20 protein-coding genes are annotated in these 22,513 nt (G+C 59.7%); 7 read left to right on the forward strand and 13 right to left on the reverse strand.

Translation table 11 applies throughout. From position 1 onward, the window contains the following. The first annotated feature begins 123 nt into the window (after positions 1 to 123). On the forward strand, positions 124 to 1,011 hold the full coding sequence (gene yihG, locus QF010_RS10900) for a 1-acylglycerol-3-phosphate O-acyltransferase, YihG family (protein WP_033053972.1): 888 nt from the start codon (positions 124 to 126) through the stop codon (positions 1,009 to 1,011). Position 1,012: 1 nt separating this feature from the next. Here the strand turns inward: yihG and QF010_RS10905 are convergent, their stop codons facing one another. Further along, a complete protein-coding gene (locus QF010_RS10905) occupies positions 1,013 to 1,564 on the reverse strand; it encodes a DUF2780 domain-containing protein (protein ID WP_429511732.1) in 552 nt (183 codons plus the stop codon). Positions 1,565 to 1,779: 215 nt separating this feature from the next. Here QF010_RS10905 and QF010_RS10910 point away from each other — a divergent pair, with 215 nt between their 5' ends. From QF010_RS10910 to QF010_RS10920, 3 genes are read left to right on the forward strand one after another with little or no spacing between them, the layout of a single operon-like run. Next, positions 1,780 to 2,370, forward strand: a complete 591-nt coding sequence (locus QF010_RS10910) for a fasciclin domain-containing protein (RefSeq protein WP_429533115.1) — start codon at positions 1,780 to 1,782, stop codon at positions 2,368 to 2,370. A 53-nt stretch (positions 2,371 to 2,423) separates the two neighbouring features. Beyond that, the gene (locus QF010_RS10915; RefSeq protein WP_429533116.1) at positions 2,424 to 3,059 is read left to right on the forward strand and encodes a sigma-70 family RNA polymerase sigma factor; all 636 of its coding nucleotides are present in this window, start codon (positions 2,424 to 2,426) and stop codon (positions 3,057 to 3,059) included. Further along, positions 3,056 to 3,730: an anti-sigma factor gene (locus QF010_RS10920; RefSeq protein WP_429511730.1), complete on the forward strand. Its 675-nt coding sequence runs from the start codon at positions 3,056 to 3,058 to the stop codon at positions 3,728 to 3,730. The genes QF010_RS10915 and QF010_RS10920 overlap by 4 nt, the downstream gene beginning before the upstream one ends. A gap of 240 nt (positions 3,731 to 3,970) precedes the next feature. Here the strand turns inward: QF010_RS10920 and fdhA are convergent, their stop codons facing one another. The 8 genes from fdhA to QF010_RS10960 form a co-directional block, all read right to left on the reverse strand. Continuing rightward, positions 3,971 to 5,170, reverse strand: coding sequence for a formaldehyde dehydrogenase, glutathione-independent (gene fdhA / locus QF010_RS10925; protein ID WP_033053966.1), 1,200 nt, complete (start codon positions 5,168 to 5,170; stop codon positions 3,971 to 3,973). Positions 5,171 to 5,376: 206 nt separating this feature from the next. Then, positions 5,377 to 6,234 carry a formyltetrahydrofolate deformylase gene (gene purU, locus QF010_RS10930; RefSeq protein ID WP_008147101.1) on the reverse strand — a complete coding sequence of 286 codons (858 nt, stop codon included), beginning with the start codon at positions 6,232 to 6,234 and terminating at the stop codon, positions 5,377 to 5,379. Positions 6,235 to 6,441: 207 nt separating this feature from the next. Continuing rightward, positions 6,442 to 7,074, reverse strand: coding sequence for a sarcosine oxidase subunit gamma (locus tag QF010_RS10935; protein ID WP_033053965.1), 633 nt, complete (start codon positions 7,072 to 7,074; stop codon positions 6,442 to 6,444). Between the two features lie 160 nt (positions 7,075 to 7,234). Further along, positions 7,235 to 10,252, reverse strand: a complete 3,018-nt coding sequence (locus tag QF010_RS10940; RefSeq protein WP_429533117.1) for a sarcosine oxidase subunit alpha — start codon at positions 10,250 to 10,252, stop codon at positions 7,235 to 7,237. Beyond that, positions 10,249 to 10,578: a sarcosine oxidase subunit delta gene (locus QF010_RS10945; protein ID WP_033053963.1), complete on the reverse strand. Its 330-nt coding sequence runs from the start codon at positions 10,576 to 10,578 to the stop codon at positions 10,249 to 10,251. Before QF010_RS10945 ends, QF010_RS10940 begins: the two co-directional genes overlap by 4 nt. A 14-nt stretch (positions 10,579 to 10,592) precedes the next feature. Further along, positions 10,593 to 11,843, reverse strand: a complete 1,251-nt coding sequence (locus QF010_RS10950) for a sarcosine oxidase subunit beta (protein ID WP_007947735.1) — start codon at positions 11,841 to 11,843, stop codon at positions 10,593 to 10,595. Positions 11,844 to 11,866: 23 nt separating this feature from the next. Continuing rightward, complete coding sequence (gene glyA, locus QF010_RS10955; protein WP_033053962.1) at positions 11,867 to 13,120, reverse strand: serine hydroxymethyltransferase; 1,254 nt, start codon at positions 13,118 to 13,120, stop codon at positions 11,867 to 11,869. A gap of 168 nt (positions 13,121 to 13,288) precedes the next feature. Then, complete coding sequence (locus tag QF010_RS10960) at positions 13,289 to 14,020, reverse strand: TraX family protein (protein ID WP_429533118.1); 732 nt, start codon at positions 14,018 to 14,020, stop codon at positions 13,289 to 13,291. A 131-nt stretch (positions 14,021 to 14,151) separates the two neighbouring features. Between QF010_RS10960 and QF010_RS10965 the strand changes: the two genes are divergently transcribed. Both QF010_RS10965 and QF010_RS10970 read left to right on the forward strand, forming a co-directional pair. Further along, the gene (locus QF010_RS10965) at positions 14,152 to 15,192 is read left to right on the forward strand and encodes a threonine aldolase family protein (RefSeq protein WP_033053959.1); all 1,041 of its coding nucleotides are present in this window, start codon (positions 14,152 to 14,154) and stop codon (positions 15,190 to 15,192) included. A gap of 245 nt (positions 15,193 to 15,437) precedes the next feature. After that, positions 15,438 to 16,262, forward strand: a complete 825-nt coding sequence (locus tag QF010_RS10970; protein WP_429511727.1) for an SDR family oxidoreductase — start codon at positions 15,438 to 15,440, stop codon at positions 16,260 to 16,262. A gap of 238 nt (positions 16,263 to 16,500) precedes the next feature. Here QF010_RS10970 and gbcB read toward each other — a convergent pair whose 3' ends face one another. After that, entirely contained in the window at positions 16,501 to 17,601 is a 1,101-nt protein-coding gene (gene gbcB, locus QF010_RS10975; RefSeq protein WP_033060751.1) for a glycine-betaine demethylase subunit GbcB, read from the reverse strand. A 283-nt stretch (positions 17,602 to 17,884) separates the two neighbouring features. Here gbcB and gbcA point away from each other — a divergent pair, with 283 nt between their 5' ends. Further along, positions 17,885 to 19,180, forward strand: coding sequence for a glycine-betaine demethylase subunit GbcA (gene gbcA / locus QF010_RS10980; RefSeq protein ID WP_033060752.1), 1,296 nt, complete (start codon positions 17,885 to 17,887; stop codon positions 19,178 to 19,180). A 681-nt stretch (positions 19,181 to 19,861) separates the two neighbouring features. Here the strand turns inward: gbcA and QF010_RS10985 are convergent. The 3 genes from QF010_RS10985 to etfB all read right to left on the reverse strand — a co-directional run bounded on the left by QF010_RS10985 (position 19,862) and on the right by etfB (position 22,498). After that, positions 19,862 to 21,061 carry a retroviral-like aspartic protease family protein gene (locus QF010_RS10985; RefSeq protein WP_429533119.1) on the reverse strand — a complete coding sequence of 400 codons (1,200 nt, stop codon included), beginning with the start codon at positions 21,059 to 21,061 and terminating at the stop codon, positions 19,862 to 19,864. Between the two features lie 78 nt (positions 21,062 to 21,139). Beyond that, the gene (locus tag QF010_RS10990) at positions 21,140 to 21,706 is read right to left on the reverse strand and encodes a GNAT family N-acetyltransferase (RefSeq protein ID WP_429533120.1); all 567 of its coding nucleotides are present in this window, start codon (positions 21,704 to 21,706) and stop codon (positions 21,140 to 21,142) included. A 21-nt stretch (positions 21,707 to 21,727) separates the two neighbouring features. Continuing rightward, entirely contained in the window at positions 21,728 to 22,498 is a 771-nt protein-coding gene (etfB, locus tag QF010_RS10995) for an electron transfer flavoprotein subunit beta (RefSeq protein WP_429511723.1), read from the reverse strand. Positions 22,499 to 22,513 lie beyond the last annotated feature (15 nt).

Here is a 22,513-nt window from a genome sequence, read left to right on the forward strand (position 1 = left end):
TGCGTGGGAACGATCGGTGTAGAGAGGTTAGCGGTTTAAAGGTGAAACATTCGTCGTAGCCGATTTGGCCTGCCGTCCGAAGCTGCTTATCATTGCGCGCCCAAATGCGTTCAAGAGTTATTTATGCGCCGCCTGCTCACCGGCTGTTTCGTTACCCTGCTGCTGTTGCTCAACACCCTGGTCCTGTTCGGGCCGCTGATGGTGTTCGCCTTGCTCAAACTGGTCCTGCCCGGGCGCTTGCGTGATTACGCCTCATGGACAGTGATGGGGATCGCCGAGACCTGGGCCGAAATCGACAAGCTGATTTTCCGCCTATGCATCCCCACGCAATGGGACATCCGTGGCGGCAATGACCTGCGGGTCGACACGTCGTATCTGGTGATCAGCAACCATCAATCCTGGGTGGATATCCCGGCACTGATTCAAACGCTGAACCGGCGCACACCGTTCTTCAAGTTCTTCCTCAAGAAAGAGCTGATCTGGGTGCCGTTCCTGGGGCTGGCGTGGTGGGCGCTGGATTACCCGTTCATGAAACGCTACACCAAGGCATTCCTGGCGAAGCACCCTGAGCTGGCCGGCAAGGACCTGGAGATCACTCAAGCGGCGTGCGAGTTGTACAAACGTCAGCCGGTGACGGTGGTTAATTACCTGGAAGGCACACGCTTTACCGCCGCGAAACGTGCCCAGCAGCAATCACCCTTCACCCACCTGCTCCGGCCCAAGGCGGGTGGCGTGGCGTTTGTTCTGGCGGCAATGGGTGAACAGCTCGACGCCGTTCTCGATGTGACGGTGGTGTATCCGCAGCAGTCGATTCCGGGGTTCTGGGATTTACTCAGCGGCAACGTGCCGAGGGTCATCATCGACATCAAGACCCGCGAACTCGACCCGGCGCTGTGGCAGGGCGATTACGAAAATGATCCGCAGTTTCGCGAAACCATCCAGAACTGGGTCAACCAGCTCTGGATCGAGAAGGACCAGCGCATCGACGCATTGCGCGCCGAGCGCCGCTGAATCAGGTGCCGGTGCCTGCGCCCCAGATCCCGCCCAGGTTTGTCAGCAGCGAACTGCCAACGCCCTGCTGACCGAAAAATTGCAGAAGCACGGGGGCAAACAGGCCGACCATACTCGTGTCCATGCCCAATGCGCTGAAGGCACTGTTCAGGTCGTTGGCGTTCTTCACGTTGCCCAGGACGTTGTTCAGACCTGCCGCTGTACCGGACGAGCCAAGCAAGCCGCTGAGGACACCCAGTCCACCGCCACCGGACAGCAAGTCGATTCCGGGCACGCTCTTGGCCAACTCCGAGTAGTCGGTCGAACTCAATTGATTCTTCGCCAGACCGAGCATCGCCCCGGCACCGCCAATGGCTTGTTGTGACGTCACGTTCAATTGGCTGAGCGCACTCAGCAGATCGGCCGTCTGCGCGGTTGGCGCGGCCGCGGCGGCGTCATCGTCCTGCGTGCCGGAGATGGCATTGGCCGCATCGAACAGGCTGTACTGAGCAAAGACCGGACCGGCCGCCAGACACATCAGCGAAGCCAGAGCAAAACCGCGTGAAATCTTCATTCAGACATCCTCATGTGCCATGAAAACCGCCCGGCAATGGACGGCGGAAAATCGTGTGTTGGACTGGCATCCTGGAGGATTGTTCCGAGTCTTGGCGAGCCCCCGACGAACAGCAGAAAAACAATTGTCCGGCGCTGCATCCAGTTTGGTCCCGCCCGCGTATATCAAGCACGGACAGACATTCCTGGCCGATTCCCATCACGAGGATCATCACCATGAAACGCACTTCGATCAAAACGCCGCTAATTGCCGGCCTGCTGACCCTGGCCCTTGGCGGCGGATTCGCCCTGAACACTGTGCAAGCGGCAGACACCAGCCACTCGGTCATCGTCGGCGGCCAAAGCATGATGCCGAGTAAAGACATCATCGATAACGCGGTGAACTCCGCCGACCACACCACCCTGGTCGCCGCCGTGAAAGCCGCAGGCCTGGTGGACACCCTCAAGGGCAAAGGCCCGTTCACCGTGTTCGCCCCGGTCAACTCGGCCTTCGCCGCCCTGCCGGCGGGCACTGTCGATACCCTGCTCAAACCCGCCAACAAGGCGACCCTGACTCACGTCCTCACCTACCACGTGGTCGCCGGGAAACTCGACATGACAACCCTGGCCGAGAAGATCAAGGCCGGTGGCGGCAAGGCCGAACTGACCACCGTCGCAGGCGGCAAGCTGTGGGCGATGATGAACGGCCCGCACAACATCACCATCAAGGATGAAAAAGGTGACGTCGCCGACATCACCACCTATGACGTGTACCAGTCCAACGGCGTGATACAGGTCATCGACAAAGTACTGATGCCGAAAAGCTGAAGGGTGCCGCCGACCCCGCCCATCGGGGTCGGCGGTTTCCGAGGTGGCCGCCCGTGAATGGAACAACGACGCACCGTGAACTAACCTCTGCCTGCAAACGTCACCTCACGCAGCCCACCTTCATTACCTGGAGAACTGCCATTCCCATCGCCGACGCCGATCAGCTCAGGCAGCTTCTGGCCCAGTGTTCACTGGGCGACCGCCGTGCTTTCGAGACGCTTTACCGCAGCGTCGGCCCACGACTGCATGGCGTAGCGCTACGTTTCATGGGGCGGCCGGATCTGGCTGAAGAAGTGCTGCAGGAAAGCTTCGTGCGCATCTGGAACAACGCCTCGCGCTACGAGGCGCATCTGTCGGCACCGCTGACCTGGATGATCAACATCACCCGTCATCAGGCCATCGATCAGTTGCGCAAACACCGCGACCAGCCGTTGAGCGACCTTGAAGAACAGGCGCTGGTGGATGAAAGCCCATCGGCCCACGAACAACTCAGCAGTGCCCGTGAGGCCAAGGCCTTGAACCGCTGCCTGGAAAGCCTCGAGGGCATGCAGCGTCAATCGATCACCGTGGCCTACTTTCAGGGGTTGTCCTGCTCTGAACTCGCCGAACACCTGGCCGCGCCGCTGGGCTCGGTGAAATCCTGGATCCGCCGCGGTATGGAGCGACTGCGCAGGTGCCTTGAATCATGAACTATCAAACCCCGTCCCTGCGCCGCGCCCTCGCCGCCGATTACGCCATTGGTTTGATGCCTTCTGCTGCTCGTCGGCGTTTCGAACAGTTGTTGTTGGAGGACGCAGCACTGCGCGCGGAACTGGCTCAGTGGCAGGAAAACCTGACCAGTTTGACCGACGCACTGCCCGAGCAGCCGGTGCCGGAGCGGGTGTGGCAGGGCATTACGGCGCGGATTGAGCCGCAAGTGCTGCACATGCCGGAAAAACGTCGGTTCTGGAACTGGTTGCGAGTGACGGCGGCGGTTTGCTCGCTGGTGATCGCCGTGACATTGGGTGTGATTTATAACCGCGACAGTGCGCGTTACAGCGCCACGCTGCTGACCGCGGACGCGAAGCCTGCGCTGAAGGTTGAAGCGCATGAGGAGTATCTGAAAGTCGAGCCGCTGACGCTGGCAGCGGTTGATCCAGGGCGCAGTCTGGAGTTGTGGGCGATTCCGGCGGATGGCAAGCCGATTTCGCTTGGGGTGATTCCAGCGGGCGGCAAGGGGCGCGTAGAGCTGAGCGATGCGCAGAAGACGTTGATCGGCAAGCCGATTGCGTTGGCGGTCAGTCTTGAACCGAAGGGCGGTTCGCCGACGGGGCAACCGACGGGGCCGGTGTTGTATCAAGGGGCGTTGGCTGCATTGTAACCCCCCCCTCACCCTAGCCCTCTCCCGGAGGTAGAGGGGACCGACCGAGCTGTTCTTAGAGCTACATCGACCTGAAATTCCTGAGTCGAACTCAGGTTTGAAAAGCATAGAGATCGGCCCCCTTTCCCCCTCTCCCCGCTGGGGAGAGGGCTGGGGTGAGGGGTGGCCCTCAGACTCACCAACAATCTTAGCCAAAAAAAACGGCGACCCTGGGGTCGCCGTTTTGTGTTGCCTGAAGCCTTACGCTGCGCTGAACAGTTTGTGCGGATCGATCACAAACTTCTTCGGCACGCCCGCATCGAACTCGCCATAACCACGCGGCGCATCATCGAGGCTGATGACTTCCACGCCAACGATGTCGGCAATGTGGATACGGTCCCACATGATCGCCTGCATCAGCTGGCGGTTGTACTTCATCACTGGCGTCTGACCCGTGTGGAAGCTGTGGGATTTAGCCCAGCCCAGACCGAAGCGGATGCTCAGGCTGCCCATCTTCGCAGCAGCGTCCACAGCACCCGGATCTTCGGTCACGTACAGGCCTGGGATACCGATTTTGCCGGCCACCCGTACCACGCCCATCAACGAGTTCAGCACGGTGGCCGGAGCCTCGTGTTTCACGCCGTCATGGCCGTGACCACGCGCTTCGAAGCCCACGGCGTCGACGGCGCAATCCACTTCTGGCTCGCCCAGCAGTGCAGCGATTTGTTCGTGCAGCGGGGTGTCCAGGGACAGGTCGGCGATTTCGAAACCCTGAGCCTTGGCGTGCGCCAGGCGGACGGTGTTGACGTCACCGATGATTACCACGGCCGCGCCCAACAGGCGAGCGGAAGCGGCGGCGGCCAGACCGACCGGGCCGGCACCTGCGATGTACACGGTGCTGCCCGGGCCAACGCCGGCCGTCACTGCGCCGTGGTAACCGGTCGGCAGGATGTCGGAGAGGCAGGTCAGGTCGCGGATTTTTTCCATCGCGCGATCGCGATCCGGGAGTTTCAGCAGGTTGAAGTCGGCATACGGCACCATCGCGTATTCAGCCTGGCCACCGGTCCAGTCGCCCATGTCGACATAACCGTAAGCACCGCCCGGACGCGCCGGGTTAACGCTGAGGCAGACACCGGTGTGCATCTCTTTGCAGGAACGGCAGCGCCCGCAAGCGACGTTGAACGGTACGGAAACCAGGTCGCCGATCTGAAGGTTCTCGACGTCGCTGCCCTTCTCGATCACTTCACCGGTGATTTCGTGACCCAGTACCAGGCCGGTTTGAGCGGTGGTACGACCGCGCACCATGTGCTGGTCCGAACCACAGATATTGGTGGAAACCACACGCAGGATGACAGCATGGTTAATCTTCCTGCCGCGCGGGTCCTGCATTTTCGGATAGTCGATTTTCTGAATTTCGACTTTGCCATCGCCGAGATATACCACACCACGATTGCCAGACATGCTTTCACCTCGCTGTTGTTTTTATGTAGCGGTCGCGTCGCCATGAAGCGGCGGCGCGTTGATTGCTCGGGTTGTTGCTTGTGTCTTTTTGCGTTGTTTGTCAGGGCCTCTTCGCGGGCAAGCCTCGCTCCTACAGGATTGAGGTTGTCTCCATCTCCGCGATCGACCTCAATCCTGTAGGAGCGAGGCTTGCTCGCGATAGCGATCTAGAGAACGACCGTGCGATTGGCGTTCAAAAACACGCGTCTTTCAATGTGATAACCCACCGCCCGGGCCAGGGTCAGCCCTTCGATATCCCGCCCCTTGGCGATCAAATCTTCCGGGTAATGACTGTGGTCCACAGCCTCTACGCCTTGGGCGATGATCGGGCCTTCGTCCAGGTCGTTGTTGATGTAGTGCGCCGTGGCGCCAACCAGTTTCACGCCCTTGTTGTAAGCCTGGTGATAAGGCTTGGCGCCTTTGAAACCGGGCAGCAGGGAGTGATGGATATTGATCGCCTTGCCGTCGAGTTTGCGGCACAGCTCGGGCGACAGGACTTGCATGTAGCGGGCAAGAATCACCAGTTCGGCGCCGGACTCTTCGATCACCTGCCAGACCTGACGCTCCTGCGACGGCTTGTCGTTCGGGTCCAGCGGGAAGTGGTAGTACGGAATCTGATGCCAGTCCGCCAACGGCTTGAGGTCCGGGTGGTTGGAAACCACGGCGGCCACGTCCATCGACAATTGACCGATGCGCTGGCGGTAGAGCAAATCGTTGAGGCAGTGATCGGCTTTGGAAACCATGATCACCACTTTCGGGCGGTAGTTCGGCGCGGTCAGTTCGAAGATCATGCCAAAGGCTTGGCCACGCTCTTCGAGCCCTGCGCGGAAAGCTTGTTCGTCAAAGCCGTCGGGCTGACGGAATTCCACACGAATGAAGAAACGGCCCGAGAGCCGATCATCAAAGGAATGGTGTTCGGTGACGTAGCAGCCCTGCTCGAACAGAAAGCGGGTCACCGCGTCCACGGTGCCGAGAACGCTTGGGCAGTCGGCGGTCAGAATCCATGTGTCTGGGGCGCGGCTCATAGTGCGGTGACTCCTTGGTTGCGGGGTGTCAGGAGGATCGCCCCCTCACCCTAACCCTCTCCCCAAAGGGGCGAGGGGACTGACCGAGTTGTTCTTGGAGCTACATCGACCTGAAGTTCCGAGTCGAACTCAGGTCCTGAAAACAGCGGAGATCTGCCCCCTTTCCCCTCTCCCCCGTGGGGAGAGGGTTGGGGTGAGGGGTCGATCTCAAGCCTGAACACTAAGCCCGTACTCAGCCGCAGCATCCTGCAACCACAACCACCAGTAATCCGAGAAGCTGCGACGAATCAGCAGTTCCCAGGTGTCTTCGGCGGTGTGGCGGATCACCAGTTGCGACTTGGCAAACACGGTGCCCACAGCCTTGCCTACCGGGAAGCTGTTGGGGTGCACGTCATAGCTGGTGGACTTCATCAGCACCTGGCGCACGTTCGGGCCGCTCAGTTCGAGGAGCTGCTGGCCGCCGCTGACGTTGGTGATCGCGATGTGCAGGCCGCCCAGCGCTTCACGCAGTTTCTTCTCGGCGGCGAATTCTTCACCGGTCGGCACGATCAGTAGCCATTCATCCGGCCCCATCCATTGCAGACTGGTTTCGCCTTTGACGATGACGGTCAGCGCGCCCGGCAATTCGATACCGAGGGCTTTGTGCACGCCGGCAGCAAACGCAGCATCATGACCATCGCCACGAATGGTCAGGTGGCCGAGGAGTTTTTTCTCACGCACGATCACGCCGGCGCTTTTGCGACCCTTGCCCACCAGGCTGGCGAGGTCGGCGTGATGCAGCGACGACTCGGCCTTGGCCCCAGTGGTTGGGCGTTGTTGGTAAACATTGGCTGCGGTCATAAAGCACCTTTCCTGAATTCTGACTTGAGCCCTGTGCAAGCAGATCTACCGCTATCGCGAGCAGGCTCACTCCTACAAGGGGTACGCGATTACCTGTAGGAGTGAGCCTGCTCGCGATGAAGTCACCACGGTGCAACTGCACTCCACAGGATCCGAACCATCAAATGTTCTGGCGATCACCCTTCGGATCGAAGAACACCGAAGAAACGATTTCCGCTTCGATCACGCTGCCATCGGCCAGCGGTGCGAACACCCGCTCACCCATGCGCTTCAAGCCGCCCTTGACCACGCCCATGGCAAACGAATAGCCCAGGGAGTTGTGCAGGTAACTGGAAGTCACGTGACCCACCATGGTCATCGGGATGGTTTGCTTGGTGTTGAACACCAGTTGCGCACCTTCCGGCAGCCATTTGGTCGGATCGATCGGCTTCAGGCCAACCAGCTGTTTGCGCTGATCACGCACGCAGTCTTCACGGTTCATGCCACGCCAGCCGATCCACGAGAACGGTTTGGTGCGACCGACACACCAGCCCATGTTCAGGTCGTCCGGGGTCATCGAGCTGTCAGTGTCCTGACCGACGATGATGAAGCCCTTCTCGGCCCGCAGTACGTGCATGGTTTCCGTGCCGTACGGGGTCAGGTTGTACTTCTTGCCGGCCTCGACGATTTTCTCGAGCACGCCCATGGCGTAGTCGGCTTGCACGTTGACTTCGTACGACAGCTCACCGGTAAACGAAATCCGGAACACCCGCGCCGGCACACCGCCGACCAGGCCTTCTTTCCAGGTCATGAACGGGAAGGCTTCGTTGGTCAGGTCGATGTCAGTGACTTCGCTGAGCAGCTTGCGGCTGTTCGGCCCGGACAGGGTCATGGTTGCCCAGTGATCCGTCACGGAAGTGAAGTACACCTTCAGGTCTGGCCATTCGGTCTGGTGGTAGATTTCCAGCCATTGCAGCACGCGTGCAGCGCCGCCGGTGGTGGTGGTCATCACGAAGTGGTTGTCGGCGAGACAGGCGGTTACGCCGTCGTCGAAGACCATGCCGTCTTCTTTGCACATCAGGCCGTAGCGCGCCTTGCCCACGTCGAGCTTGGTCCAGGCGTTGGTGTAGATGCGGTTGAGGAACTCACGCGAATCCGGGCCCTGGATGTCGATTTTGCCCAGGGTCGAGGCGTCCAGCAGGCCGACGCTGTCGCGCACGGCTTTGCATTCGCGCTTCACGGCGGTATGCAGGTCTTCACCGTTTTTCGGGAAGTACCACGGACGTTTCCACTGACCGACGTCTTCGAACTCGGCGCCGTTCTTCACGTGCCAGTGATGCAGCGCGGTGAAACGAACTGGCTCGAAGATGTGCCCACAGTGACGGCCGGCCACAGCACCGAAAGTTACCGGCGTGTAGTTCGGACGGAACATGGTGGTGCCCATCTGCGGGATGGTCACGTTCAGCGAACGGGCGGCGATGGCCAGGCCGTTGACGTTGCCGAGCTTGCCCTGGTCAGTGCCGAAGCCCAGTGCGGTGTAGCGTTTGACGTGCTCGACCGACTCGAAGCCTTCGCGGGTCGCCAGTTCGATGGCAGCGGCGGTGACGTCGTTTTGCAGGTCGACGAATTGCTTCGGCGCACGTGCGGTGTTCTTTTCGTGTGGCACCTGGAACAGCGCCAGAGTGGGTTCTTCCAGACGGCTCAGGGCTTTCGGCAAGGTGCCTTCGACCACGCTGAAACCGGCTTCGCTGGCTGCGCGAGCGCCGCCTTCAAAACCATCTGCCAGGGAATCGCCGAGGCCGTAGACGCCGTTGATGCCACCGACGCACACGCGTTTCTGCGGTGCTTCGCCCGGTACGAAACCGAGGATGTCTTCACGCCAGATCGGCTTGCCACCCAAGTGCGACGCCAGGTGAACCACCGGGCTGTAACCGCCGGAGCTGGCAACCAGGTCGCATTCAAGCCACTCACCTGGACTGGTCACGGTATGCGCTTTGACATCGATAGCGGCAACGCGAGCGGCGGTCACGTGCTTGCTGCCACGTGCCTCGATCACGGCGCTGCCGGTCAGGATGCGAATGCCTTTGGCGCGCGCTTCTTCAACCAGCGCACCGCGCGGATTGCTGCGAGCATCGGCGATGGCGACGACTTGCAGGCTGGCGTCGAGCCAGTCCAGTGCCACGCGATAGGCGTGATCGTTGTTGGTCGACAACACCAGTTTTTTGCCCGGTGCCACGCCGTAACGACGCACGTAAGTCGACACAGCGCCGGCGAGCATGTTGCCCGGCACGTCGTTGTTGCCGTAAACCAGCGGACGCTCGTGAGTGCCGGTCGCCAGCACTACACGCTTGGCGCGAACACGGTGAATGCGCTGACGCACCTGGCCAATCGGGGCGCGATCGCCGAGGTGATCGGTCAGGCGCTCGTGAATGGTCAGGAAGTTATGGTCGTGGTAGCCGTTGACCGTGGCGCGCGGCAACAGCAGCACGTCCGGGGTGTCCTTGAGCTCGGCGATGACACTGGCAACCCATTCGGTGGCCGGTTTGCCGTCGAGGCTTTCGCGGGAGTCGAGCAGGCTGCCGCCGAACTCTTCCTGTTCATCGGCGAGGATCACACGGGCACCGCTGCGGGCAGCCGCCAGCGCAGCGGCCAGGCCAGCAGGGCCAGCGCCGACGATCAGCACGTCGCAGTGCTGGTTCATGTAGTCGTAGGTGTCCGGATCGTTCTCGGTAGGCGAGCGGCCAAGACCGGCGGCCTTACGAATGTATTTCTCGTAAGTCATCCAGAACGATTGCGGGTACATGAAGGTTTTGTAGTAGAAGCCCGGCGGCATCAGCTTGCCGCCGACCTTGCCGAGAATCCCCATCATGTCGTTGTTCACGCTCGGCCAGCCGTTGGTGCTGGTGGCGACCAGACCTTGATACAGCGCTTGTTGCGTGGCGCGTACGTTAGGGATCTGCGTGGCTTCGGTCGCGCCGATTTGCAGCACGGCGTTCGGCTCTTCGGCGCCCGCAGCGAAAATGCCGCGCGGACGGGAGTACTTGAAGCTGCGACCGATGATGTCGACGCCGTTGGCCAGCAAGGCCGCGGCCAGGGAATCGCCTTCAAAGCCTTTGTAGGTCTGGCCGTTGAAGGTGAAGCTCAGCACTTTGTTGCGGTCGATCCGTCCGCCGTTGGACAGGCGATTGATCTGGCTCATACCTTCTCTCCCAGAGCCGTGGCGGCCGCTTTCGGGCTATCGGTCTTGTCGGTGAATTGTGGCTTGGCGCCGATCTTGTAGGTTTCGAGAATCTCGTAGGTCACGGTGTCACGGGTGGCGTTGAAATACTGACGGCAACCGGCGACGTGATCCCACAGCTCGTGGTGCAGACCGCGAGGGTTATCGCGGAAGAACATGTAGTCGCCCCACTCCTCGTCGGTGCAGCTGTTCGGATCCAGTGGACGCGGGATATGCGCCTGGCCGGATGCGTGGAATTCCTCTTCAGAGCGCAGCTCGCCGCAGTGAGGACAGAAGATATGCAACATGGGGATTTCTCCTGTTAGTGGGCAACCGCAGCAGCGCCGTGTTCGTCGATCAACGCACCGTTGTGGAAACGGTCGATGGAGAAAGGTGCAGCCAATGGGTGCATTTCACCCTTGGCCAGACTCGCAGCAAACACGTTGCCCGAGCCAGGTGTGGCCTTGAAGCCACCGGTGCCCCAACCGCAGTTGAAGAACATGTTCGGGACCGGGGTTTTCGAAATGATCGGGCACGCATCCGGGGTGGTGTCGACGATGCCGCCCCACTGACGGTTCATGCGTACGCGGGACAGCACCGGGAACATCTCGACGATGGCCTGGATGGTGTGTTCGATCACCGGGTACGAACCGCGCTGGCCGTAGCCGTTGTAGCCGTCGATACCGGCGCCGATCACCAGGTCGCCCTTGTCGGACTGGCTGATGTAACCGTGCACGGCGTTGGACATGATCACGCTGTCGATAATCGGCTTGATCGGCTCGGACACCAGCGCTTGCAGCGGGTGGGATTCGATCGGCAGGCGGAAACCGGCGAGTTTGGCCATGTGCCCGGAGTTACCCGCAGTGACCACACCGACGCGCTTGGCGCCGATGAAGCCCTTGTTGGTTTCAACGCCGATACACACGCCGTTTTCCTTGCGGAAACCGATCACTTCGGTCTGCTGGATCAGGTCCACGCCGAGTGCGTCGGCGGCACGGGCAAAACCCCAGGCCACGGCATCGTGACGGGCCACGCCGCCGCGACGCTGGACGGTGGCGCCCATCACCGGGTAGCGGGTGTTCTTGGAGCAGTCGAGGTACGGAATCTCGTCGGCCACTTGCTTGGCATCGAGCAGTTCGCCGTCCACGCCGTTGAGGCGGTTGGCGCTGACCCGACGCTCGGAATCACGAATGTCCTGCAGGGTGTGGCACAAGTTGTAGACGCCGCGCTGGGAGAACATCACGTTGTAGTTCAGGTCCTGGGACAGGCCTTCCCACAATTTCATCGCGTGCTCATACAGGTGCGCCGACTCGTCCCACAGGTAGTTGGAGCGAACGATGGTGGTGTTGCGCGCGGTGTTACCGCCGCCCAGCCAGCCTTTCTCGACCACGGCCACGTTAGTGATGCCGTGTTCCTTGGCCAGGTAGTAAGCGGTCGCCAGACCATGCCCGCCACCGCCGACGATGACCACGTCATAGACCTTTTTAGGGGTCGGCGTGCGCCACATTTTCTGCCAGTTTTCGTGATGGCTGAGGGAGTGTTTGAAGAGGCCGAAGCCCGAGTAGCGTTGCATAGTCATTTACTCCAAAACCGCGCTCAGCGATAAACCGGGAAGTCCGCGCACAGGGCCGAAACTTGCTGCGCAACATTGGCCTCTACGTCGGCGTCGCCGAGGTTGTCGAGGATGTCGCAGATCCAGCCGGCAAGCGTGACGCACTGGGTAACCTTGAAGCCGCGAGTGGTCACCGCCGGGGTGCCGATGCGCAGGCCGGAGGTCACGAACGGCGACTGCGGATCGTTCGGGACAGCGTTCTTGTTCACGGTGATGTGGGCGCGACCGAGTGCTGCATCCGCCTCTTTGCCGGTGAGGCCCTGACGGATCAGGCTGACCAGGAACAGGTGATTGTCGGTACCGCCGGACACTACATCGTAGCCGCGTTTGATAAATACGCCCGCCATGGCCTGGGCGTTGTCGATCACTTGTTGCTGGTAAGCCTTGAAGCCAGGCTCCAGCGCTTCCTTGAAGCACACCGCTTTACCAGCGATCACGTGCATCAGCGGGCCGCCCTGGGCACCGGGGAAGACTGCCGCGTTGAGCTTCTTCTCGATTTCTTCGTTGGACTTGCACAGGATCAGGCCGCCACGTGGACCGCGCAGGGTCTTGTGGGTGGTGGTGGTAACCACATCGGCGTAAGGCAGCGGGTTCGGGTACAGGCCGGCAGCGACCAGACCGGCGACGTGCGCCATGTCGACGAACAGCAGGGCACCGACTTTGTCGGCAATCTGACGGAAGCGTGGGAAGTCGAGGGTCTTGGAATAGGCCGAGAAGCCAGCAACGATCATCTTAGGCTTGCACTCGACGGCCAGACGCTCGACTTCGTCGTAGTCGATCAGCCCGGTTTTGGTGTCGATGCCGTACTGCACGGCGTTGTACAGCTTGCCCGAAGACGACACTTTGGCGCCGTGGGTCAGGTGACCACCGTGGGCCAGGCTCATGCCGAGGATGGTGTCGCCGGCCTGCAGCAGAGCCAGGTAAACGGCGCTGTTGGCCGAGGAGCCGGAGTGCGGCTGAACGTTGGCGTAATCAGCGCCGAACAGTTGCTTGGCGCGTTCGATGGCCAGCGCTTCAACTTTATCGACGTGCTCGCAGCCACCGTAGTAGCGCTTGCCCGGATAGCCTTCGGCGTATTTGTTGGTCAGGCCACTGCCTTGCGCTTCCATGACGCGTTTGCTGGTGTAGTTCTCTGACGCGATCAGCTCGATGTGATCTTCCTGGCGTTGCTCCTCGGCATTCATCGCCGCCAGCAGTGCATCGTCGTAACCCTGGATCTGGTCTTGCTTGCTGAACATCGCGTCTCTCCCAGCGGCATCTATGCGCCATTCGTCTCGGTAAGGCACTGGTGTTTCGACAGTGCCCTTTGAATGCGATGGTATGACCGGCGCAGACAGGCCAAATGCCTACGGACGCCACGCAAAGGTGCGTTTACGACATAGGCAGGCGCACAGGGATAAATGAACTCAACCGGACAGCTTCGCCAACCCTTCGCGTAGAGCCAGCAATAACAGGAAATGCGCGGGATAGAGCACGTAAGCCCAGCGACGCATCGGCGGTGGAGGTTTGAGCCGGCCGGCATGGCGTAGCAAAAGCAGGCCGGCCAGTGGCGCGATCAGACAAGCGGCGATGCCGAGGATGGCTTCAACATTGTGAAACTGCGCGGAGGAATACAGCACTGGCCACTGATTGGCTGCCAGACAGACCACTCCCGGTAACAGGCTGAAGTACCAGGGCCGCTTGATCACCAGCAACATCGCCAGCGGCAACAGCACGCCGAAGAAGCCGAACATCAGTCGCTCCGGGAACAGCGCCGCCAGCAGCAAGGCGCTTGCCGCTAATAGCCGCGCTTGCAGCGCTCGGTCCTGCCAGCCACGGGCCACCAGCAATCCCAACGTCAACGTGGGCAGCACGTTGAAGGTGTCGGGAGCAGGAATGTACATCCGGTAGGGAATTTCGCTGATGGCGCTAAACAACAGCAACCACCCCAGATAACGCCACTGGCCGTCCGTCGTCACCGAGCGGGCCCGCGCCAGGTTTGCGGCCATTGCCAGACAGAACCACGGGAACGCCAACCGCCCCGGCACATACAGCAGATCGACGGAATAACCGACATATCGCAGGTGATCGAGCACCATGCTCAACAGCGCCAGCCACTTGAGCAGATCCAGTGCCCCATCCCTTTGCGTCATGTGCATAATTGCCCGGCGTCTTTGTATTTTTCTGACAGCATCATCGCGTGTGCTCCCCGGACGATCTTCGGTAAAGTGCGCACCATCATTGACCACGAGGCCCTTCACCATAAGAGCCTCGACCACGGAAGCCGGCCATGACCGATAAGAGCCAACAATTCGCCAGCGACAACTATTCCGGTATCTGCCCTGAAGCCTGGGCGGCCATGGAACAGGCCAACCACGGCCATCAACGCGCCTATGGCGACGACGAATGGACCGCACGCGCGTCCGACGATTTCCGCAAACTGTTCGAAACCGACTGCGAAGTGTTCTTCGCGTTCAACGGCACCGCAGCCAACTCCCTGGCCCTGTCGTCGCTGTGCCAGAGTTACCACAGCGTGATCTGCTCGGAAACCGCCCACGTCGAAACCGACGAATGCGGCGCACCGGAATTCTTTTCCAACGGTTCCAAGCTGCTCATCGCCCGCACTGAAAACGGCAAGCTGACCCCGGAATCGATCCGCGAAATCGCGCTCAAGCGCCAGGACATCCACTACCCGAAACCGCGCGTCGTGACCCTGACCCAGGCGACCGAAGTCGGCAGCGTCTACACCCCGGAAGAAATCCGCGCCATCAGCGCCACCTGCAAAGAGCTGGGCCTGAACCTGCACATGGACGGCGCGCGATTCTCCAACGCCTGCGCTTTCCTTGGCTGCACGCCGGCCGACCTGACCTGGAAGGCCGGTGTCGACGTGTTGTGCTTCGGCGGCACGAAAAACGGCATGGCGGTAGGGGAAGCGATTCTGTTCTTCAACCACAAACTGGCCGAAGACTTCGACTACCGCTGCAAACAGGCCGGGCAGCTTGCTTCGAAGATGCGTTTCCTGTCGGCGCCGTGGGTCGGGATTCTGGAAAACGACGCCTGGCTCAAATACGCCCGCCACGCCAACCACTGCGCGCAGCTGTTGGCTGAACTGGTCAGCGACATTCCAGGCGTGGAACTGATGTTCCCGGTACAGGCCAACGGCGTGTTCCTGCAACTGTCGGAACCGGCCATCGCCGCACTGACGGCCAAGGGCTGGCGCTTCTACACCTTCATCGGCAACGGCGGCGCACGCTTCATGTGCTCGTGGGACACCGAAGAAGAGCGCGTACGGGAATTGGCGGCGGATATTCGCGAAGTCATGTCCCGCTAACGCGCACAACTCCTGTGGCGAGGGAGCTTGCTCCCGTTCGACTGCGCAGCAGTCGTGAGATCAAACAATGCGGTCTGTCAGGCAGACCGCATTTTCAGAGTCTGGGGCTGCTTCGCTGCCCAGCGGGAGCAAGCTCCCTCGCCACAAAAATCTCCTGACGCTGCCTCCTGATTTCGACTCTCATACTCTTGGTCTACATTGTTTGGCGAGCCTCTGCTCACATAAAAACAATCAGGAGCGCACGCATGTCCTTACAAGGCAAAACCCTGTTCATCACCGGCGCCAGCCGTGGGATTGGTCGTGAGATCGCGCTGCGCGCCGCGCGGGATGGGGCCAATATTGTGATTGCCGCTAAAAGCGCCGAGCCGCACCCCAAGTTGCCGGGCACGATTTTCAGTGTGGCGAAGGAAGTTGAAGCCGCGGGCGGCAAGGCGTTGGCCTTGCAGGTGGATGTGCGTGATGAAGTCGCGGTGCGTGAGGCATTGGCCCAGGCCAACGAGCATTTCGGCGGCATTGATGCGCTGATCAACAATGCCGGCGCGATCAAGCTGACCGGGGTTCAGCACATCGAACTCAAGCGCTTCGACCTGATGCACCAGATCAACACCCGCGCCGTGCTCCTATGCAGCCAGGCCGCCCTGCCCTATCTGAAGAAAAGCGCCGGACACATCCTCAGCCTTTCCCCACCGCTGAATCTGGCGACCAAGTGGTTTGCTCAATACAGCCCTTACACCGTGACCAAATACGGCATGAGCATGCTGACCATGGGCATGAGCGAGGAATTCAAGAACTACGGCATCAGCGTCAATTCCCTGTGGCCGCAGACGATGATCGCCACCGCCGCCATTGAATTTCAGCTGGGGTCACGCGAGTCGTTCAAGCATGCGCGTACGCCCGCGATCATGGCCGACGCCGCCCACGTAATTCTGAGCAGCAGCGGTCGCAGCATTACTGGTCGCTTGTTGATTGATGAGGAGATTCTGGGTGAAAACGGGATGACGGATTTTGAACAATATCGGTTTGCGCCCGACACCACCGACCCGCTGATGCCGGACCTGTTTGTCGACTGAGTGGTTTAGGGTGTCAGCTAGATCCACCCCTCACCCTAACCCTCCCGAAACGTCGGACCGCCCCAGAGGGTAGAGGGGACTGACCGAGGCGTTCTTGGAGCTACATCGACCTGAAATATTGGAGTCGAACTCAGGTTCTGAAACCAACGCAGATCTGCTCACTTTCCCCCTCTCCCCTGTGGGGAGAGGGCTGGGGTGAGGGGTGGATCTTGAAGTTGACTACCCCTCCACACTTACATCAGAACTCGATGCGCACATCCCCTTTCGGCACGCTGCAGCACGAAAGAATGAACCCTTCGGCTTCGTCTTCCTCGGTGATCCCGCCGTTGTGGTCCATTTCGACCTCGCCACCCAGCTTCATCACCTTGCACGTCCCGCAGATCCCCATCCCGCACGCTTTCGGAATCAGCAGGCCAAGCTTGGCCGCCGCCGCATGCACGGTTTCACCCGGTGCAACACGAATGCTCTTGCCGGACGCAGTGAATTCCACCTGGTGCAGATCCGCCGCGTCGACTTCCGGTGCATCCGCCGCTTGTTCGGCTTGCTCCACCGCATCGGCGCGGGCTTCCGCTGGCGTGGCCCCGAAAGATTCTTCGTGATAACGCGACATGTCGAAACCGGCGGTTTCGAGCATGCGCTTGACCGCGGTCATGTACGGCGTCGGGCCGCAGCAGAACACTTCGCGCTCCATGAAGTCCGGCGCCATCAGTTCGAGCATCTTGTGGTTCAGGTAACCGCGATAACCGGCCCACGGCTCACCCAGACCATGTTTCTCGCAGATCAGGTGCAGGCTGAAGTTATCGATCCGCGACGCCATGTGTTCCAGCTCGCGGTGATAAATGATGTCTTTGGGCGAACGGGCGCTGTGGATAAACACCATGTCGACGTTGCCGTTGGTGTCGTAGAACCAGCGAGCCATCGACATGACTGGCGTGATACCGACACCGCCGCTGAGGTACAGCACCTTCGGCGCGGTGAAATCCATGGCGTTGAACAGCCCGACCGGCCCGTGCACGGCCAGCTCCTGGCCTTCGTGCAGGGTGTCGTGCAGCCAGTTGGAGACTTTGCCGCCCGGCACACGCTTGATGGTCACCGAAAAGCTGTACGGCACCGATGGCGAGCTGGAAATGGTGTAGGAGCGCATGATCGGCACGCCTTCGATTTCCAGCTCCAGGGTGACAAACTGCCCCGGCTTAAAGAAGAACAGGATTGGCTGGTCAGCCATAAAGCAGAAGGTGCGCACATCCCAGGTTTCCTGGATGACTTTGACGCAACGGACGATGTGTCGACCATTGGCCCAGGTCTGGGTGGTTACCGGATTCAGGAAGCTGTTGGACATGCTGTTCTCCACCGCCGATGGTCGGCCTTATGTTGGCGATTCTGCGTAACGTGCGAACCACCCATTTACCTATCTGCGACATTCACATACTTATCGCGACCAGCCTGCATCTACCGGGGGTTGCGCGTCGGGAACAGATTGGGCCATGTCGCCCATGGATAAGGTTCTGCCCAGCGCCGGCCCCACACTCGCTCCATACCAAGACACAATCCTTTACACCTTGCGTAGCAAACCTGATTAGCCACTTTCGCCGGCCACACAGAATGGCCTTGAGGATTAAATGATGGACGTCACCACTACCCTGAGCCTGGGCGATCCACTGGAACCCGCACGCAAGGCCACCGCGCAGATGCTGCAAGAGCGCGAGCGTACTTTCTCGCTGCCGCAGCCGTTTTACTCTGACGAGCGGCTGTTTGATATCGACATGCAGGAAATCTTTCAGAAAGAGTGGTTGATCGCCGGCATGACCTGCGAAATCCCTACCAAGGGCAACTTCCTGACCCTGCAAATCGGCAAGAACCCGATCATCGTGATTCGCGGCGCTGAAGGCGTGGTTCACGCGTTCCATAACGTCTGCCGTCACCGTGGTTCGCGGCTGTGCACCAGTGAAAAAGGCAAAGTCGCCAAACTGGTTTGCCACTACCACCAGTGGACCTACGAGCTGGACGGTCGCCTGTTGTTCGCCGGTACCGAAATGGGCGACGACTTCGACATGAAGCAGTACGGCCTCAAGCCGGTGAACGTGAAGACCGCTGGTGGCTACATCTTCATCAGCCTGTCGGAGAACCCGCCGGCCATCGATGACTTCCTGTCGACGCTGAACCATTACATGGAACCGTACGACATGGAGAACACCAAGGTGGCGATCCAGACCACCTTGTTCGAAAAAGCCAACTGGAAACTGGTGCTGGAAAACAACCGCGAGTGCTACCACTGCAACGCGTCGCACCCGGAACTGTTGAAAACCCTGCTGGAATGGGACGACGTGACCGATCCGCGTGCCGACCAGGCCTTCAAGGATCACGTTGCCGCCTCCGCCGCAGCGTGGGAAGCCGAAAAGATTCCTTACGCCCACGCCAGTTTCGGCCTGCGTAACCGCATCGTGCGCATGCCACTGCTCAAGGGCACCGTGTCGATGACCATGGACGGCAAACAAGGCTGCGCCAAGCTCATGGGCCGCATCAAGAACCCGGACCTGGGCTCGATGCGCATCCTGCACCTGCCGCACTCGTGGAACCACTGCATGGGCGACCACATCATTGTGTTCACCGTGTGGCCAATCAGCGCTCAGGAAACCATGGTCACCACCAAGTGGATCGTGCACAAGGACGCAGTCGAAGGCGTGGACTACGACGTGGAGCGCATGCGCAAGGTCTGGGATGAGACCAACAACCAGGACCGTCGCCTGGCCGAAGAGAACCAGCGCGGTATCAACTCCACCGCTTACCAGCCAGGCCCTTACTCCAAGACCTATGAGTTTGGCGTGGTGAACTTCGTGGATTGGTACAGCGAGCGTTTGCTGAGCAACCTGGGCGCGGAACCTGCGCCTTACCTCAAAGGGGTTCCGGTTCAAGGCTGACCGATCCGCAGAGACAAAAAACCGCGAACCTGTTTCGCGGTTTTTTATTGTTCAAATTTCGATCAATCGCTTTAGAGCTGCCGCTGGCATGGGGCTGTAGAGGTTCGCGAACAAGTTATCCACACCTTCGCCCACAGCAAATGGGGACAACTCAGTTTACCGCGCAAAATTTCTCCACAGAAACTGAAGAAAATCCGTGACTTATCCAGAAGCAGGGTTTTTAACAGTGATTGGTTGTTTTTTGATCGAAAGCTTGAAAGCCACGTCATACGTGGCTTGCAGAGGATGGCGAACACCTTATCCACAGAAGCGCCAACAGACTTTGGGGGCAACTTGGCCTGATCTGTGGAAAACCGTTGGAAGCCGCGATAAATCTGGGTTTGCGCGAGGTTTCCCGGTCTAAAACGACGATTTGATCGTTTTTTGATCACAAGCCTGGAAAGCCCGGTTTATATGGTCTGTAGAGGACAGCGAACATCTTATCCACAGATGCGCTAACAGAGATTGGGGGCAAGTATTGGCTCGCGCACAAAGTTATCCTCTGGAAAAAGCCTGAAAAAACCGCAAGTTAGGCTGGTTGTTTTTTGTACGAAGGGTTGCAGGGCTTGATCTGTATGGGGTGTAGCGAAGGGCGAACATGTTATCCACAGAAGCGCTAATAGGGATTGTGGGTAACCACGCTCAGGTCCTGTTGAAACACGACCAGCCTGAGTCGATATCCAGATTCAACTCATAGTCATTGAATGCCCCCCACCCAAGCAAAAGCGAAGGCACGTACTGACCCAGCAGCAACGACGGAGGAATCGTAAAGTCCGGGTAGTAGTTGTAGGTGATCGATTGGATATGGCCCGCCAGGCTCAATTCACCCTTGAAGGTTTGGGAACGCGGCTTATCGGTGACATGAATGGGTGAGTTGCCCGGCGCGGAAGACGTCAAGTAATCAACATTGCCGGTGTCGATTATCGCCGGCGTGGCCCGACGATCCAGGCGTGCGGCAATGGTCAGCCGTTGATTGATGTCGATGCGCGCATAGGTGATTCGCGAATCGCATCGCGCGGGAGGTTCGGCGTTAAGCTCCAGGGTCTTTTGGGTGACCTTCAAACGCCCCAACTTACCGATCAGATCAAGCCCCAGTAAGTTTTCCCGGTCGCTGACAAACACCAGGACGTTTCTGAACTCGCTTGAGCCTATCTTTAAAGACTCAAAGATCCCGAGTTTGGCAGACAGGTCTCTTTCGCCATAAAACGTGCTGTAGCCATAGTGAGAGTCGGTTAATAACCTGATTCCCATCAGCTTCGCGGTGTCGTGGTTGACCCGGGTTTGTGGCGCGCCGGTGTCCAGAATGAAGCGTGACGAGACACCATTGGCCGCTTTGACATCGAGGTAGGGCAGCACCTCGTCTGTCACGTGACCGTCACTGGCATAGGGATGGATCTCGAGCACTTCGTGCCGCGTCGTTCTTTTCACCGAGAAATCGGCGAGCGATCTGAGGGTCGCGAGGGATTCGTTGCCGAACATGGAAAACATTGCGTTGAGTTCAGGATCATTCGCGATTGCCTGAGCGTGACGTCGCTTGATCGCCAGATAGTATTCGGGAATCTGGTTTGCGGTTTTGGCCTCGAACATTCGGGCGAGAACAGACACTGAACAATTCAGGTTTTTTTCAGCATCCAACACCTTGGCGCATTGCTGTTTCAGCTGCGCCAAGGACGCCTTTTGTCCCTGTTCGGTCTCTAACCATGTGTAGAAATCCGGAGCTGCCGGCCGGGTATCAGCTATCGCACTGGTGGCTGCACAGATAAAAAAGGCAAGCAGCACCAGAGACGACTTTGAATACACCCCGCCGATCAGACATGTCTCACGCCGACTGACCGCTTTCATGTTCAACCCATTCTGAAAACGAGTTTTATGAACTAGCGCTGCGGCCCCCCTGAGCAGCTCATAGAGGAATGTAGCTCACTAGGGCCGATACATCAGATAGGCCTCACCCGTGACCCGAATCATCGGATGGGGAGTAATCAGGCAGGTATCGACGACACGAAACCCATGCCGCTCGTAAAACCGACGGGCGCCGGTGTTCACGGCGTAGTCGATCAGACTCAAGCCATTGAGCCCCAGCTGGTTGGCACGGTCGTAAGCGTAGGCGAGGAATTGCTTGCCCAGGCCCTGGTTTCGCCAGCCTTCATGGAGCGCCAGGCTGGAAATATAGAGGGTGTCGGGAATTTCCATCTTGGCGTACGGAGCCAGGACAGGATCGGTCACTGGAGGCGCCAGTGGTTCGTGACGCATCACGTAGCTGTGCATCATGCCAATGACGTTTCCATCAACCTCAGCGATGAGGCAGTTCTGATACGAAAAATCTACGTTGTCACGAGCGTAACGACTGGCGCCCACGTCCAGTAAATCCTGACCGGGTTGCGCCAGTTGGCTCCAGATGTAATCCGCAGCACCTTCTGACGAAATCTGGAACAAGCGAGCAATCTCCCGCGCATCACTGCGCAGAGCCGAACGAAACTCTACTGCCATTTACCGCCCCCCACAGGACCGCTAGCGGACCACGCCTTCTTCGATCAGTAACTTGAGAATCGCCTCGGCCCCCGCCTCGGCACTCAACCCTTTAAGCACTTGTCCGCCGCCACCGCTGGCCTTGGCCGTCGCGGCTTTCATCCGGTCTGCGCCGCTCTTGGCCTTGATCACCTTCAAGCGTTTAGGCCGTGGCTTGGCCGGTTGCAGGGTGGCGACCGCCAGCAGCTCATCGTCGATCACTTCGACTTCATCCGCCTGCAGCACACCGCGTCGGGCCGGGCCATAAGCGCTCTGCCGAGGCTTCGGCGCGGCGTTATCCACAGTCGCGAGAAACGGCAGCCGTACTTTCAGGCGACGGCGCTGACCGCGCGGCAAGGCTTGCAGCACCAACGCTGAATGACCGTCGATGGATTCAACTTGAGCCAGCCCTACCACCAGCGGCCAGCCCAGATTTTCCGCCAGCAGGAACGGCAACATGCCCGAACCTTCACCGGTTTCTGCCTGGCTGCCGGTCAGCACGACCTGAGCCCCGGCGTCACGCAAATACGCGGTCAATGCCGGCAATGCATCGGCGCCTTCCGGTTGCTCAAGCACATGCAGCTGTTCCAGGCCCATGCCCAGATAGGCGCGTAGTGCAGGTTCCGCGACGTCGCCGGCATGCAGCACTTGCAGGTTATCCCCAGCCAGTTGCAGGCCCAGCTCCACCGCCCGCGCATCTTGCTCCGCACGACGTGGCCGGCCGGAGGTCGGGTGGGCGCCGATGGACACCAGGCTGATGATTTTCGTGCTCATAACCCTTTCCTTTCC

Source organism: Pseudomonas silensiensis (assembly GCF_050434865.1).
In the GTDB taxonomy this organism is placed as follows: Bacteria; Pseudomonadota; Gammaproteobacteria; order Pseudomonadales; family Pseudomonadaceae; genus Aquipseudomonas; species Aquipseudomonas fluorescens_W.

Excerpts from the sequence above, each read along its gene's own strand:
- QF010_RS10905 (WP_429511732.1), bottom strand. The coding sequence starts at position 1,564 with ATGAAGATTTCACGCGGTTTTGCTCTGGCTTCGCTGATGTGTCTGGCG.
- gbcB (WP_033060751.1), bottom strand. The coding sequence starts at position 17,601 with ATGTCCAACAGCTTCCTGAATCCGGTAACCACCCAGACCTGGGCCAAT.
- glyA (WP_033053962.1), bottom strand. The coding sequence starts at position 13,120 with ATGTTCAGCAAGCAAGACCAGATCCAGGGTTACGACGATGCACTGCTG.
- yihG (WP_033053972.1), top strand. The coding sequence starts at position 124 with ATGCGCCGCCTGCTCACCGGCTGTTTCGTTACCCTGCTGCTGTTGCTC.
- QF010_RS10935 (WP_033053965.1), bottom strand. The coding sequence starts at position 7,074 with ATGACCGCAGCCAATGTTTACCAACAACGCCCAACCACTGGGGCCAAG.
- fdhA (WP_033053966.1), bottom strand. The coding sequence starts at position 5,170 with ATGTCTGGCAATCGTGGTGTGGTATATCTCGGCGATGGCAAAGTCGAA.
- QF010_RS10985 (WP_429533119.1), bottom strand. The coding sequence starts at position 21,061 with ATGAAAGCGGTCAGTCGGCGTGAGACATGTCTGATCGGCGGGGTGTAT.
- QF010_RS10940 (WP_429533117.1), bottom strand. The coding sequence starts at position 10,252 with ATGAGCCAGATCAATCGCCTGTCCAACGGCGGACGGATCGACCGCAAC.
- gbcA (WP_033060752.1), top strand. The coding sequence starts at position 17,885 with ATGGACGTCACCACTACCCTGAGCCTGGGCGATCCACTGGAACCCGCA.
- etfB (WP_429511723.1), bottom strand. The coding sequence starts at position 22,498 with ATGAGCACGAAAATCATCAGCCTGGTGTCCATCGGCGCCCACCCGACC.
- QF010_RS10950 (WP_007947735.1), bottom strand. The coding sequence starts at position 11,843 with ATGCAACGCTACTCGGGCTTCGGCCTCTTCAAACACTCCCTCAGCCAT.
- QF010_RS10960 (WP_429533118.1), bottom strand. The coding sequence starts at position 14,020 with ATGCACATGACGCAAAGGGATGGGGCACTGGATCTGCTCAAGTGGCTG.
- purU (WP_008147101.1), bottom strand. The coding sequence starts at position 6,234 with ATGAGCCGCGCCCCAGACACATGGATTCTGACCGCCGACTGCCCAAGC.
- QF010_RS10910 (WP_429533115.1), top strand. The coding sequence starts at position 1,780 with ATGAAACGCACTTCGATCAAAACGCCGCTAATTGCCGGCCTGCTGACC.
- QF010_RS10970 (WP_429511727.1), top strand. The coding sequence starts at position 15,438 with ATGTCCTTACAAGGCAAAACCCTGTTCATCACCGGCGCCAGCCGTGGG.
- QF010_RS10945 (WP_033053963.1), bottom strand. The coding sequence starts at position 10,578 with ATGTTGCATATCTTCTGTCCTCACTGCGGCGAGCTGCGCTCTGAAGAG.
- QF010_RS10965 (WP_033053959.1), top strand. The coding sequence starts at position 14,152 with ATGACCGATAAGAGCCAACAATTCGCCAGCGACAACTATTCCGGTATC.
- QF010_RS10990 (WP_429533120.1), bottom strand. The coding sequence starts at position 21,706 with ATGGCAGTAGAGTTTCGTTCGGCTCTGCGCAGTGATGCGCGGGAGATT.
- QF010_RS10920 (WP_429511730.1), top strand. The coding sequence starts at position 3,056 with ATGAACTATCAAACCCCGTCCCTGCGCCGCGCCCTCGCCGCCGATTAC.